Below are 14461 nucleotides of genomic sequence, written 5' to 3'. Positions count from 1 at the left end.
CCTCCTGGCGTGCAGATCCTCGACGACGGCGCGCTCGCCCTGAGCGCGAGCGACCTCGCCGCCGCGGCCGCGTGCCCCTACGCCGTGGTCCGCGCCCTCGACGCCGCGCTCGGCCGCGCCCCCGCGGTCGACCGCGCGGTCGACCCCACCGCGGCCCGAGCCGGCCGGCTGGGCGCCGCCCACGAGCGGCGCCTGCTCGACGCGCACCTGGCCGCGCTCGGCCCCTACGACCCGGCCACCGGGCGCGGGGTGCTGGTGCTCCCCCGGCCCGGGGACTCCACGGCCGCGGGCCTGGCCGCCGCCCACGACCGCACGCTGGACCTGCTGCGCGGGGGCGTGGACGTGCTCGGCCAGGCCGCCCTGTTCGACGGGACGTTCACGGGGTACGCCGACTTCCTGGTGCGCGACCCCGGCGACCCCGTGCCGCGGTACACGGTCGTGGACGCCAAGCTCGCCCGGCACGAGCGGCCCACCGCGCTGCTCCAGGTCGCGGCGTACGCGGACCAGCTCGCGTCGGCCGGGATCCCGCTGACCGAGCACGCGGAGCTCGTGCTCGGCGACGGCCGCAGCACCCGGCACCGGCTCCGCGACCTGCTGCCCGTCTACCGGGACCGCCGCGTCCGTCTGCAGCGGCTGCTCGACGAGCACCGCGCCGGCGACGCGCCCGCCGCGTGGGGCGACCCGCGGTACCGGGCGTGCGGGCGGTGCGCGGTGTGCGCCCCGGAGCTGGAGGCGCGCCGGGACGTGCTGCTCGTGGCGGGCGTGCGCGGCACCCAGGCGGCGCGGCTCCGGGAGGCGGGCGTGCGCACGATCGAGGACCTGGCCGCGCGGACCGGACCCGTCGACGGCGTCGGCACCGGCACCCTCGCGACGCTGCGGGCGCAGGCGGCCCTGCAGTCGCGGCAGGACCACGGGGACGGGTCGGTCCTGGCCGAGGTGTTCGACACGGGGCCGATCGGGGCGCTGCCGGCCCCCGACCCGGGCGACGTGTTCTTCGACTTCGAGGGCGACCCGCTGTACTCGGCCGGGGAGGTCGGTGCCGACGGGCAGCCCGCGACCTGGGGCCTGGAGTACCTGTTCGGGCTGGTGGAGGCGCCCGCCTCCCCCGGCGCCGGCGCGCCGTTCCGGGCGTTCTGGGCGCACGACCGGGCACAGGAGAAGCAGGCGCTCGTCGACTTCCTCGCCTACGTCCGCGAGCGCCGGGCCGCCCACCCCGGGATGCACGTCTACCACTACGCCCCGTACGAGAAGACTGCGCTGCTCCGGCTGGCCGCGCGGCACGGCGTCGGCGAGGCGGAGGTCGACGAGCTGCTGCGCGCGGGGGTGCTGGTCGACCTGTACGCGACGGTGCGCGGGTCGCTGCGCACCGGGCAGCGCTCGTCGTCGCTCAAGAAGCTCGAGCCGCTGTACCTGCCCACGCCGCGCACGGGCGACGTCACCACGGCGGGCGACTCGATCGACCAGTACGCCCGGGCGTGCGCGCTGCGGGACGCCGGTGACGACGCCGGGTGGCGCGCGGCGCTCGCGGCGATCGCGGAGTACAACGCGGTCGACTGCGGGTCGACGCGGCTGCTGCGGGACTGGCTGCTCGCGCGGGGAGCCGACGCGGGCGTGCACCCCCGCCCCCACGTCCCGGGGGCCGGAGCGCCCGACGACGGGTCGGCCGACGACGCCCCCGAGCACGACGCCCTCGTCGCGGCGCTCTCGGCCTTCGCCGACGACCCCGCCCACCGCGTCGGCGCGGCCGACCCGCACCGCCGCACCCCGGACCAGCAGGCCGTCGCGTTGCTGGGTGCCGCCCTCGGGTACCACTGGCGCGAGCAGAAGCCGTTCTGGTGGGCGCACTTCGACCGGCTGTCCGCCGACCCCGCCGACTGGACCGACCCGCGGTCGACGTTCGTCGCGGAGCGGGCCGAGGTCGTGACGGACTGGCACACCCCGCCGCGCGCCCGGACCCGGCAGCGCGTCCTGCGCCTGACGGGGCGGCTGGAGCCGGGGAGCGAGCTGCGCGCCGGCGCGACGTGCTTCGGGCTGTTCGACGCCCCGGCGCCCGAGCACGCGCAGGTGCCCCGGCACGCCACCCGCGGGTACGCGCCGGGGTTCACCGTCCTCGACGTGACCTCCGCGGGCGACGGGCCCGGCGCGCGCGACGAGCTGCTGGTGTCGGAGCGGCTGCAGGCCGCCTGGGCGCCGCACGACCGGCTGCCGATGGGCCTCGGCCCGACGCCGCCCCCGCCGACCGGGACGATCGCCGCGGCCCTGCGCGGCCTGGCGGAGCGGGTCGCCGCGGGGCTGCCCGCCGTCCCCCACCAGGCCGCCCTGGACCTCGCGCGCCGCCTGCCCCCGCGCGCCCGCTCGGGCCGGCCGCTGCCCGACCCCGCGGCGGCGGACGGCGTCGTCGGCGCGATCACGGCCGCCCTGCGCGACCTCGACGGCTCGTACCTCGCCGTCCAGGGCCCGCCCGGGACCGGGAAGACGTACACCGGGTCGCACGTGATCGCCGCGCTGGTCGCCGACGGCTGGCGGGTCGGTGTCGTCGCGCAGTCGCACGCGGTGGTGGAGAACCTGCTGGCGAAGGTGGTCGAGGCGGGGGTGGACCCGGCGGCCGTCGGCAAGAAGCCCCGCCCGGGCGCGACGGGGACCCCGGCGTGGACGGCCCTGACGGGCTCGACCGCGTTCGGGCGGTTCCTCGCCGGGCAGCGCGGCGGGTTCGTCCTCGGCGGCACGCTGTGGGACGTCACGCACCCGGACCGCGTGCCGGCGGGCGGGTTCGACCTGCTCGTGGTCGACGAGGCGGGCCAGTTCTCGCTCGCGAACACGTTCGCCGCCTCCGCCGGCGCACGGAACCTGCTGCTGCTGGGCGACCCGCAGCAGCTGCCGCAGGTGTCCCAGGGCCACCACCCCGAGCCGGTCGACACCTCGGCGCTGGGCTGGCTCACCGACGGGCGCGACACGCTGCCCCCGGAGCTCGGGTACTTCCTCGACGCCACCTGGCGGATGCACCCGGACCTCTGCACGCCGGTGTCGGAGCTCGCCTACGACGGACGGCTGCACGCGGTGCCCGCCGCGGCGGCGCGGCACCTCGACGGCGTGCCCGCGGGGGTGCGCACGGTGCTGGTGGACCACGACGGCAACGCGGTGTCGAGCGTCGAGGAGGCCGCACAGGTCGTCGCGGAGGTCCGCGGGATGGTCGGGCGCGCCTGGACCGAGGACGGGACCACCCGGCCGCTGGCCCCGGAGGACGTCCTGGTCGTCGCCGCGTACAACGCGCAGGTGTGGACCCTGACCCGGGCCCTGTCAGCGGCGGGGCTCGCCGGCGTGCGGGTGGGGACGGTCGACCGGTTCCAGGGGCAGGAGGCCCCGGTCGTGCTCGTGTCGCTCGCGGCGTCGACGCCCGAGGACGTGCCGCGCGGCATGGAGTTCCTGCTGTCCCGCAACCGGCTCAACGTCGCGCTGTCCCGGGGGAAGTGGGCGGCCGTCCTCGTGCGGTCGCCGCGGCTGACCGACTACCTGCCGGCCGCGCCGGCGCAGGTCGCCGAGCTCGGGGCGTTCCTCCGGCTGGGGGCGCCGCCGCCGGACCCCGCGCGCGCCCGACCCGACGCGGACGCGGGTGTCGGTCCCCGCGCCTAGCCTGGCCGGATGGACGTCCTGGCGTGGCTGCTCGACGGCGACCCGGCCATCCGCTGGCAGGTGATGCGCGACCTGACCGGCGCACCGCCGGGTGCCGTCGCCGCCGAGCGCGCGCGGGTGGCCCGGGAGGGCTGGGGCGCCCGGCTGCTCGCCGCCCGCGACCCCGACGGGCTCTGGGCGGGTGGTGCGTGCTTCCCCGCGGGGTACCGCGGCGAGGGGCCCGGGCAGCCCTGGACCGCCGCGATGCACTCGCTCCAGACGCTCGGCCTGCTCGGGCTCGACCCGGCGTCCCCCGAGGCCCGGGAGGCGATCGCGCTGGTGGCCCGGAACGGCCGCTGGGAGCACGACGGCCAGCGGTACTTCGACGGCGAGGTCGAGCCGTGCATCAACGGCCGCACGGTCGAGACCGGGGCGCTGTTCGGTGTCGACGTGTCCCGCGTCGTGGACCGGCTGCTCGCGGAGCAGCTCCCCGACGGCGGGTGGAACTGCGAGGCCGAGAACGGGTCCGTGCGGTCGTCGTTCGACACCACGGCGTGCGTGCTGGAGGGGCTGCTGGCGTACGAGCACGCGGCGGCGGACCTCGACACCGCCCGGGCCGCCGCCGCTCGCGAGGCCCGGCTGCGCGGCGAGGAGTACCTGCTGGCGCGCGGTCTGCTCCGCCGGCTCAGCACCGGCGAGGTCGTCGACCCGGCCTACCTCGACCTGGCGTTCCCGTTCTACTGGCACTACGACGTCCTGCGGGCGCTCGACCACCTGCGTGCCACCGGCGCCCCGCCGGACCCGCGGACGGCCGAGGCGGTCGGGCACGTGCGGTCCCGGCGGCGGGCGGACGGGCGGTGGGAGCTCGACCGGGTGCACCCGGGGGCGGTGCACGTCCCGATGGAGGACCGGGTCGGCGAGCCGAGCCGGTGGATCACCCTGCGGGCGCTGCGCGTGCTGGCCTGGGCGGACGGGGCCCCGGTCGGGCACGGGGCCGGGACTCTCACCCCGCCCGGGTGAGCCGGGCGCCGCGCCGCCCGGGGGACAGTGCTGATGCGGGCACGCCGTGCCCGGACCCGGACCGGCGCGCCGCACGCCGCCGCACGAAGAGGACGAGCGATGACGACGTTCACGGCCTGGAAGTTCGACACCCCCGAGGGCGCCGAGCGTGCGCGGGACGCGCTGCGCGACGCGCAGGGCGAGGGGCTGGTCACCGTCGTGGACTCCGCGGTGGTGTCCTGGCCGCAGGGCGAGAAGCGCCCCGAGCTGCACCACCACCACGAGGGCGGGAAGCACGCGGCGGGCTGGGGTGCCCTGTGGGGCCTGCTCGTCGGCGGGCTGTTCTTCGTGCCGCTGCTCGGCGCCGCCGCCGGCGCGGGCATCGGGGCCCTGGCCAAGTCCGTCGAGGGCGTCGGCATCGACGAGAAGGACCTGATCACGCTCCGCGACGAGACCACCGAGGGCACCTCCGTGCTGCTGGCGGTCACGCAGGACGGCGACCTCGACCGGCTCGGCGAGCGGTTCCACGGCCTCGGCTCCCGGCTGGTCGCGACGAACCTGACCGAGGCCGAGAAGAGCCTGCTGCTCGAGACGTTCGGCTGAGCGGTCCGCCGTGGCCGGCACCGAGGCGCTGACCCGGCCCCGGCTGATCCGGCGCCGGGCGGGGCACCTGTACGGCCTGGTCGTGACCGGGTCGGTGCTCGCGGCCGCCCCGGACTCGATCGGGCTGGCGCGGCTGGCGCTCGCCCTGCTGGGCACGCTCCTCGTGTACTGGGCGGCGGAGAGCTACGCGCACTGGACGGCGACCCGGACGCTGCTGGGGCGCAGCCTGCACGGCGAGGAGCGGCGGGAGGTCGTCACGGACGGCCTCCCGCTCGTCGCGGCGTGCCTGGTGCCGGTCGCGGTGCTGCTGGCGGAGGCCCTGCTCGACGTGCCGACCGGCACCGGGGTGCGGGTCGCGCTGCTCACGAACACGGCGCTGCTCGTCGGCGTCGGCTGGCGGATGGCCACGTCCGGCGGTGTCCGGGGGTTCGCGCGGGTGGCCAACTCCGTGGGCATCGGGCTGCTGGGCGTCGCGATGGTGGCGCTGAAGTACGCGCTGCACCACTGAGGCCCGGCGGATCCGCCGCGGGTCCGGTCAGCTCAGCAGGCCGAGCGACCGCCCCCGCGCCACGGCGGCCCGCCGCGTCTGCACGTCGAGCTTGCGGTACAGCGACTTCAGGTGCGCCTTGACCGTGTTCACCGAGACGAACAGCTCCTCGGCGATCTCGGTGTTGCTCGCCATGCTGGGCAGGGCGGCGAGCACGCTGAGCTCACGGTCGGTGAGCGGGATCGGCAGCGGTTCCGGCTCCGGGGCGGGCGCGGGGGCGCCGAGGTGCTCCACGAGGGCCTCGGCCAGGGCGTCGGAACGCTCGGGGAGCACCCGCGTGAGGGCGGCGCGGCCCGCCGCGCCCGGGACGACGAACGGCCGCACCACGCGCTCCGCGCCGGCGACCGCGAGCGCCCGCCGCACCAGGTCGTCCGCCAGGCGCGGGGCGCCGCGCTCCTCGGCGAGGTCCGCGAGCAGCAGGCACGCCTCGGTCTGGGTGAGCACCTGCCCGGTGTCTGCCGCCCACCCCGCCGCGACCCGCGCGTGCCGGAGTGCCGCCGGGGCGTCGCCGTGGGCGCGGGCACGGCGCGCGGCCACGAGCGCGTCGAGCGGAGAGGCGATCCTGGGGTCCGCGGGGGCGACGGCGGCGTCGGAACCCGTGAGCTCCGCGAGCTCCGCGGCGGCCCGCAGCCGCAGCCCGGCGACGAGTGCCGGCACCGGGCCCGCAGGCCGCTCGGCCGCGAGGGCCTGCGCGGCGGCCCGCACCCGGCCGCGGGCCAGGGCCGCGAGCGCCTGGACGGCGTGCAGGGTCGCGACGCACCAGGGGTCGTCGCCCGCGTCGGTCGCGGCGAGCCCGTAGGCGACGGCCCGGTCGGCGTCCGCCCAGCGGGCGCGGAGCAGCGCGACCCACGCGAGCGCGGCGTACGCGGGCCGGACGTGGGCGTACCCCGTCCAGCCGGACGCCACCGCGACGTCGACGGCCTCGCGGGCGGCCCGCTCGGCCGCGTCCAGCCGGCCCAGCACGCCGAGCGCCATCGCGAGGCCGGCGCGCGCGCTGAGCGAGGTCAGGTCGACGGCGTCCGGGTCCTCGGCGACCGAGGCGGCCAGCTCCCGGTGCGCGCCGACCGCGTCGCCCTGCCAGAGCAGCGATCCGCCGCGCAGGTCGTGGGCCGAGCGCAGGTACGGCAGGTACGCCGGGAAGGGCCAGGGCGCCTGCGCGAGCGTCTCCAGCGCGGCGACGGCGCCGCTCCCCTGCCCGGCGCTGTCGCCGGTCCCCCGGGCGGCGGCCGCGTCGAGCAGGTCGGCCAGCACCCGGGCGGCCACCGGCGGGCGGCCCGCGTGCGCGGCGTCGTGGGACGCCAGGGTCCGCAGGCGCGCCACGTGCGCCCGGCACGCCGGGTACGCCCGGTCGACCAGCGCCAGGGCACCGGCGCACAGCTCGGACCACGCGGCGGGCGGCGCCTCGTCGTACGGCAGCCGGAGCAGCGCCTGCCGCACGGCCTCCCGGTTGGGCGTGACGAGCAGCGGCGCGGCCGCCTCGGCGACCACCCGGCCGACCAGCTCGCCGTCCTCGGCCTCGGTGGCGTGGTCGAGGGCCGCGACCGGGTCCCCGTGCCGCAGCAGCCACCGGGCGGCGCAGGCGTGCGCGTCCTCGTGCCCCTCGGGGTCCCGGACCCGGAGCGTGGTGTGCAGGATCTCCCGCAGCAGCGGGTGGTACCGCAGCGCGGCGCCGGCGGGCGCGACGGGCCCGACGAAGTCGTGCGCCGCCGCGAGCGCGTCGTGCAGCCGCCCGGGGGGCGCGCCCGGGCTCAGCGCCCGGGCGAGCTCGGGGCTGAACGTCGGGACCACGCTGGACCGGAGCAGGAACGCGCGCACCGGGTCGGGCTGGCGGTCCACCACCTCGTCGACGAGGTAGTCGGCGACCGCGCGGTCGTCGGCCAGCGCGTCCACCACGTCCTCCTCGGTGGGCGGCTCGCCGATCCCCTGCAGCCGCGCGAGCCGGCCCAGCGCGATCCGCACGCCGGTCGGCCAGCCCTGGGTGCGCTCGAGGACCAGCCGGGCCTGCTCCGGGGTCACGTCGACGCCCTCGACCTCGCCGAGGGCGCGGACGTCCGCGGCGGTGAACGCGAGGTCCTCCGCGGCGATGAGGGTCGCGCCCCGGCGGGCCACCGGCGGCTCCGAGCGGCTCAGGATGAGCAGCCGGAGCGGGACGTCCGCGGCGAGCAGGTCACGGACCGTCTGCACCACCGTGTGGTGTCGCACCACGTCGAGGTCGTCGACGACCAGGGTCGCCTCGTCGGGCAGGCTCTCCAGGCCGCGCATCCAGCGCGCGACGAACGCCGGCGTGCTCGTCGGCGGCACCCGCAGCCGGGCGAGCGGGTGGTCGGCCGGGACGGCACCGCTCGTGCGGAGCGCGTCCAGCACCCGGCTGGCGAGCGCTTGCGGCACCGTGTCCCGCGGCTCGAGCGACAGCCAGGCCACCGGGCCCGGCCGCGCCGCCGCCCAGGTCGCCACCGCGGTGGTCTTGCCCCAGCCGGCACCGGCCGCCACGACCGTGAGCCGGGCGTCGCCGTCCCTGTCGAGCAGCTTGTCCACGGCGGGGCGCCGCACCGTGCGCGCAGCCGACGGCCGCAGGGTGCGCTGCTCCGGCGTCCGGACGGCGAGTCTCCCGGTGCCCCTGCCCGGTGGCTCGCGCAGTTCTCGTCCGGCGCCCCTCCCCGGGGAGCCCATGTCCGCAACGTATACCCCGGGGTCGCCGGTGCGAAGGCGGCTTCCGGGCGTCCACCCGCGGCGGGTGATGCCCGCCCGACCGGCCCCGACGAGCGTAGGCACCGGGTTCGCGGGGGCGGCCCCGCCCGGGGTGTCCCGGGCGCCGCGGAGCGCAGGAGGCAGTCGTGGAGACCGCGATCGAGGACATGGGCCCGGTGGACTACCTGGTCGTCGAGTTCCCGGAGAACCGCCTGGACGGCGAGGCGTTCCCCCTGCTGATGGACCTGGTCGACCGGGGGGTCGTCCGGGTGCTCGACCTGGCGTTCGTCGCGAAGGCCGACGACGGCACCGTCACGGGCATCGACCTGCGCGAGCTCGACGCGACCGGGGACTTCGACGTCACCGTGCTCGAGGGCGCGTCCTCGGGGCTGCTCGGCGACGACGACCTCGCCGAGGCGGCCGCGGCGCTCGCGCCCGGGGCGGCGGCGGGGGTGCTGGTGTACGAGAACGCGTGGGCGGCGCCGTTCGCCTCGGCCCTCCGGCGCGGGGGCGGCCAGCTCGTCGCCAGCGGGCGGGTGCCGGTGCAGGCGCTGCTCGCGGCGCTCGACGCCACGGAGGTGTGAGGCGACGCCGGCCTCGGCACGGCACGACCAGGGCACGACACGGAGCACGACGAGGACACGAGGGACGAGGAGGGGACCATGCCCGGACTGCTGCGAGGGGTGGCCAGGACGGCCGTGATCGCCGGGACCGCGAGCGCGGTGTCGGGGCGAGTGCAGCGGCGCCAGCAGGGCCGGTGGGCCGAGCAGGACGCGCGCGCGGCCCAGGCCCAGTACGGCGCCACGGTGCCGGCAGGCTACGGCCCGCCGGGGTACAGCCAGGAGCCGCCCTACCCGGCGGTGCCCGCGGGCTCACCGGCGCAGGACGCCGCGGACGCCCGGATCGCGCAGCTGCGCGACCTCGCGAGGCTGCGCGACGAGGGCGTGCTGACGGCGGAGGAGTTCGCCGACCAGAAGGCGCGCATCCTGGCGAGCTGACGGCACCGCCGACGGACCCACCTGCACCGACGCCGGCGCGGGTGGGTCCGCTCGCGCCCGCGGCCCGTCCGCGCGCGGAGGGCGAGAGCGCGCGAGCGCGGCGCTCCGGCGGGGAGGTCAGGCGGCGGGGCGCGGTGCGGAGGCCGCGCGGCGCATGCGCAGGGCGTTCGCCGCGCCCAGCGCGCCGGCCACCAGCGGCACCAGCAGCGCCGCCTGGAGGGCGCGCGGGCGCACCTCCTCGTTGATCCGCACCACCTCGGCCGCGGCCGCGGGCGGCTCGTCCGCGAGCAGCGCCTCCAGCTGGGTGGTGCTCATCAGCTCGGCGTCCTCGTCGAGCGCCGCGGCCACGCGCTCCTGGTCCGCCGGTGCCAGCACCTCGCTCGCCCGCGCCTGGGCGGTGAACCCGGCCGACAGCGCGGCGAGCAGCACGGCGCCCGCGAGCGCGAGCCCGAACGACAGGCCGAACGACCCGCCCGCCGAGTTCACGCCGGCCGCCTCGCTCACGCGCTCCTCGGACACCGGCGACAGCGTGTAGTCGTTGAGCTGCGAGACGAGCAGCCCCAGCCCGCACCCCGCGACGACCAGCGGTCCCGCGAGCGCCCACCCCGACCCGGCGCGCGGCACGACCGGCAGCAGCGCGGCGACCCCCGCGACCAGCAGCAGGAACCCGCCCAGGACCACCCGGTGCGCCGGCCACCGCCCCGCCCGCCGGCTCATGGTCAGCGCGACGACGAACATGCTCAGCGACAGCGGCGCCAGCGAGAGCCCCGCCGCCATCGCGTCGTACTCGAGGACCATCTGCAGGAAGATCGGCAGCGCGATCATCGCCCCGCCGAGCGCCACCTGCTGCAGCAGCTGCTGGGAGACGCCGATCCGGAACCGCGGGGCGCGGAACAGGCCCGGGTCGATCAGCACCGCCCGGCCGCCCCGGGACCGCCGCACCAGCCACCCCGCGAGGCCTGCGAGCGCCAGCACCCCGACCGCGAGCAGCAGGCCGACGGACCCGGCGCCCTCCTGCCAGGCGAGCACGCCCAGCACGAGGCCGCCCATCCCGGCGGCGGACAGCAGCGCACCGACGACGTCGATCTCCCGCGATCCCGTGTACGGCACGTCGCGCACGAGCCGGATGCCGGACAGCACGACGACGATCACCACGAGCTCCAGCCCGAACGCGACCCGCCAGGACAGGTACGTGGTGATGAACCCGCCGAGCAGCGGTCCGACGGCCGCCGCGATCGAGGCGGCGGCGCCGACCAGGGCGTAGACCTTCTTCTGCGCGGTGCCGGCGAAGTTGCCGTGCACGAGCGACTGCATCGCGGGCAGCAGCAGCGACGCCCCGAGCCCGCCGACGACGGCCCAGAGCACGATCACCGCCGTCAGGCTGTGCGCGAAGGTCATGGCGGCCGCGCCGACCGCGTAGCCCAGCAGCCCGAGCACGTACGCGCGCTTGCGCCCGACGAGGTCGCCGACCTTGCTGCCGACGAGGATGAACGCCGCCGACACCAGCGCCTCGAGCGCGATCGCGGACTGCACCCCGCTCACCGTGGTGCCCAGGTCGCGGACCACCGCGGAGATCGACACGTTCATCAGCGAGGTGTCCACGACGAGCACGAACATCGCGAGCGCGAGCAGCACCGCCAGCCGGCGCTCGGTGCGGCCGAGCGCCTCGGCCGGGGCGGTCACCGGGCCGGGGCGCCCGCCGGCGCGGCGACCGCGGTCCCCGACGGGACCTCCGACCCGCCGCGCCGCGCCGCCAGCCGCGCCCCCCAGCGCAGCACCTCGGCGACGACCAGGTAGCCCAGCACCGCCAGCAGGCACACGCCCCACTGCTGCAGCGACAGGTCCGTGGTGCCGAACAGGCGCTGCAGCAGCGGGATCGAGGTCACGAGGACCGTGAGCCCGAGGACCACGAGCACCAGGGTCACGAACCGCGCGTTGGCCACCGTCTCGGCGCGCAGCACGCTGCGGAACCGGTCCCGCCACTCGGCGGCGACCACCACGTGCACCAGCGACATCGCCGTCAGCCCCATCGTGGTGGCGACGAGCAGCCCGTACCGCGGCTCGGCCCACGCGACCACCAGCAGCACGGCCACGGCGACGAGCACCCCGTCGAGGGCGAGCCGGGCCCCGAGCGCGCGCCCGAGCACCGGGGCGTCCGCGGCGCGTGGGCGCCGGCGCATCAGGTCGGAGGCCGGCGCGTCGAAGCCGAGGCCGATCGCCAGCACCACGTCGATCGCGAAGTTGATCCACAGGATCTGCAGCGGCGACAGCGGCACGCCGGCCGCCACCGTGAAGATCCCGGCGCCGACGAACGTGAGGATGAACCCCACCAGCACCACCATCTGGAACCGGATGTACCGCATGAGGTTGTCGTACAGCCCGCGGCCGCGCTCCACCGCGGTGACGATGGTCGCGAAGTTGTCGTCGGTCAGGATCATCTCGGCGGCGTCCTTGGTCACCTCCGTGCCGGTGATCCCCATGGCCACGCCGATGTCCGCCCGGGTGAGCGCGGGCGCGTCGTTCACGCCGTCGCCGGTCATCGCGACCACCTGGCCACGCCGCTTGAGCACGTCGACCAGCCGGACCTTGTCCTGCGGGGCCACGCGCGCGACCACGCCGATCTCGTCGACCTCGGCCTCCAGCCGCTCGTCGGGCATGGCGGCGAACTCGGCCCCGGTGAGCGCCCGGCCCTCGATGCCGAGCTGTCCGGCGATCGCGGCCGCGGTGGTCACGTGGTCGCCGGTGATCATCCGGACCCGGATCCCCGCGTCCTTGCACGCGGCGATCGCGTCGCGGGCCTCCTTGCGGGGCGGGTCGACGATGCCGACCAGGGCCAGCAGCTCCAGCCCGTCGACCAGGTCGAGCAGCTCGCCCGCGAGGTCGGCCTGCCCGACGTCCTTCTGCGCGAGCGCGAGCACCCGCATCCCCTCGCCGGCGAGTGCGTCGTTCTCCGCCTCGACGCGCGCCCGCAGGTCGCCGATCGGCCGGGTGCTGCCGTCGGCGTCCCGGTAGTGCGTCGCCCGCGCCAGCAGCACGTCCGGGGCGCCCTTGACGTAGCACCGCACGGCCGCGACGGGCGTCTCCACCTCGTGGAACGTCGCCATCAGCTTGTACGCCGCGTCGAAGGGCACCTCGGCCACCCGCGGGTACGCCAGCCGGGTCTCCTCGACGTCCAGCCCGCCCTTCGCGGCGAGCACGACCAGCGCGCCCTCGGTCGGGTCGCCGACCAGGTCGCCGTCCCGCACCGTCGCGTCGCTCGCGAGCGCCATCGGCAGCAGGAACGGTTCCAACCGGACCTCGGGGCCGCCGCCGGTGGCGAGGATCCGCCCGGTGGTCGCGTAGCCCTCGCCGTCCACCCCGAACCGCCGGCCCGCGAGCACCAGTCGCCGCGCCGTCATCTGGTTGAGCGTCAGGGTGCCGGTCTTGTCCGAGCAGATCGCCGACGTCGCACCGAGGGTCTCCACCGAGCGCAGCCGCTTCACGATCGCCCCGGCGCCCGCGAGCTCCCGGGTCCCCAGCGACAGCAGCATGGTCACGACCGCGGGCAGGCCGGTGGGGATGGCGGCGACGGCGAGGCTGATGCCGACCAGGAACAGGGTGTCGAAGTCCTCGCCGCGGGCCAGGCCGAGCACGATCACGAGGACCAGCGCGACGGCGGCCATCAGCGTGATGATCACCGTCAGCCGGTTGAGCTGGCGGGTCAGCGGCGTCTCGTCGGTCTCGACCGCCCCGAGCATCCCGGAGATCCGGCCGACCTCGGTGGCCATGCCGGTCGCCGTCACCACCATCTCGCCGCGGCCGCGGGTGACCTGGGCGTTCATGTAGGCCATGTCGACGCGGTCACCCAGCGGGACGGCGTCGCCGGTGACCGGGTCGACCGACTTCGGCACCGGGGTGCTCTCGCCGGTCAGGCCCGCCTCCTCGATCTCGAGCGACGCGGCGACCACGAGCCGGCCGTCGGCGGGCACCTTGTCCCCCGCCTCGAACCGGACGAGGTCGCCCGGCACCAGCTGCTCCGCCGGCACCTGGAGGACCTGTCCGTCCCGCAGCACCCGGGCCGTCATCACGAGCATCGTGCGCAGGGCCGCGACGCTCTCGGCGGCCTTGCCCTCCTGGTGCAGCCCCATCAGGGCGTTGACCACCGTCAGCGCCAGGATCACCAGTCCCGTGCCGAGGTCGCGCAGCGCCACCATGCTCACCACGGCGGCGCCGACCAGGACGAGCTGCATGAGGTCGGCGTACTGCCGGGCGAAGGCGCGCCACGTCGGCTCGGGCTTCTCCTCCGCCAGCGCGTTCGGCCCGTGCTCCCGCAGCCGGTCGGCGGCGTCGGCCGCCGTCAGCCCGCGCGCCGGGTCGACCCCGAACGCCGCGCACGTCTCCGCCACGGTCGCGGCGTGCCACTCCCGCGCCGGCACCTGGGTCGTCGTCATGTTCCCGCCTGTCGCCGCCGGGCGCCCGGCGGCGCCCCTCGACCACCGTCGCCGCGGCGTCGGCGGACGGGCCTCACCCGGCGCGGGTAGTCGCCCCCGGGCTCACCCCTGACGGGTGTGACGCCCCAGGTCGCGGCCCGGCAGCGTGGTCACCGGGCCGGTCACGGACGCGGTCGGCCGCGGCTCGAGCGAGAGGTGGGACCGTGAACGACTTCTGGGACTGGTTCTGGCTGATGGTCTGGTGGTTCCTGTTCGTCGCCTACCTCGTGCTGCTGTGGCAGATCTGCGGCGACCTGTTCCGCGACCGCGACCTGAGCGGCTGGTGGAAGGCGGTGTGGATCGTCGCGCTGGTCGTGGTGCCGTGGCTGTCGATGCTCGTCTACGTCATCGCCCGCGGGCGCGGCATGGCCGAGCGGCACGCGGCGGCGATCGCGACCGCGCGCCGGGACACCGACGCCTACATCCGGCAGACCGCGGGCAGATCGCCGGCCGACGAGATCGCCGACGCCAAGGCCCTGCTGGACCAGGGCGTCATCGACACCGAGGAGTTCGGCCGCCTCAAGGCGCGGGCCCTCGCGGCGTGACCG

The 14461-nt window shown here is 77.2% G+C and carries 10 protein-coding genes; 7 read left to right on the top strand and 3 right to left on the bottom strand.

Going from position 1 to position 14461, the window contains the following annotated elements:
- Positions 1-9 precede the first annotated feature (9 nt).
- The 4 genes from FS882_RS13650 (at position 10) to FS882_RS13635 (ending at position 5719) form a co-directional block, all read left to right on the top strand.
- Positions 10-3630, top strand: a complete 3621-nt coding sequence (locus tag FS882_RS13650) for a TM0106 family RecB-like putative nuclease (RefSeq protein ID WP_222848220.1) — start codon at positions 10-12, stop codon at positions 3628-3630.
- Positions 3631-3639: 9 nt separating this feature from the next.
- Positions 3640-4629, top strand: coding sequence for a hypothetical protein (locus tag FS882_RS13645; RefSeq protein ID WP_158373595.1), 990 nt, complete (start codon positions 3640-3642; stop codon positions 4627-4629).
- Between the two features lie 99 nt (positions 4630-4728).
- Positions 4729-5211, top strand: a complete 483-nt coding sequence (locus FS882_RS13640) for a DUF1269 domain-containing protein (protein ID WP_158373593.1) — start codon at positions 4729-4731, stop codon at positions 5209-5211.
- 10 nt (positions 5212-5221) lie between these two features.
- Positions 5222-5719: a hypothetical protein gene (locus FS882_RS13635; RefSeq protein WP_158373591.1), complete on the top strand. Its 498-nt coding sequence runs from the start codon at positions 5222-5224 to the stop codon at positions 5717-5719.
- A 27-nt stretch (positions 5720-5746) separates the two neighbouring features.
- On the opposite strand, the gene FS882_RS13630 is transcribed toward FS882_RS13635, so the two are convergent.
- The gene (locus FS882_RS13630) at positions 5747-8293 is read right to left on the bottom strand and encodes a LuxR C-terminal-related transcriptional regulator (RefSeq protein WP_158373589.1); all 2547 of its coding nucleotides are present in this window, start codon (positions 8291-8293) and stop codon (positions 5747-5749) included.
- A 299-nt stretch (positions 8294-8592) separates the two neighbouring features.
- On the opposite strand from FS882_RS13630, the gene FS882_RS13625 reads away from it, so the two are divergent.
- Entirely contained in the window at positions 8593-9030 is a 438-nt protein-coding gene (locus FS882_RS13625) for a DUF6325 family protein (protein WP_239194470.1), read from the top strand.
- A 78-nt stretch (positions 9031-9108) separates the two neighbouring features.
- Positions 9109-9444: an SHOCT domain-containing protein gene (locus FS882_RS13620; protein ID WP_147793667.1), complete on the top strand. Its 336-nt coding sequence runs from the start codon at positions 9109-9111 to the stop codon at positions 9442-9444.
- Positions 9445-9561: 117 nt separating this feature from the next.
- Here the strand turns inward: FS882_RS13620 and FS882_RS13615 are convergent, their stop codons facing one another.
- Together FS882_RS13615 and FS882_RS13610 are read right to left on the bottom strand one after the other, a co-directional pair.
- Positions 9562-11061 (bottom strand): MFS transporter, encoded by a 1500-nt coding sequence (locus FS882_RS13615; protein WP_158373682.1) that lies wholly within the window; start codon positions 11059-11061, stop codon positions 9562-9564.
- Between the two features lie 62 nt (positions 11062-11123).
- Complete coding sequence (locus tag FS882_RS13610) at positions 11124-13874, bottom strand: cation-translocating P-type ATPase (protein ID WP_158373587.1); 2751 nt, start codon at positions 13872-13874, stop codon at positions 11124-11126.
- 203 nt (positions 13875-14077) lie between these two features.
- Here FS882_RS13610 and FS882_RS13605 point away from each other — a divergent pair, with 203 nt between their 5' ends.
- Positions 14078-14458, top strand: a complete 381-nt coding sequence (locus tag FS882_RS13605) for an SHOCT domain-containing protein (protein WP_187365299.1) — start codon at positions 14078-14080, stop codon at positions 14456-14458.
- Positions 14459-14461: the final 3 nt, after the last annotated feature.

This window comes from Cellulosimicrobium cellulans (genome assembly GCF_007679345.1).
GTDB classification, from domain to species: Bacteria; Actinomycetota; Actinomycetes; order Actinomycetales; family Cellulomonadaceae; genus Cellulomonas; species Cellulomonas cellulans_A.
This window is presented reverse-complemented; position numbering and strand designations above follow the sequence as displayed.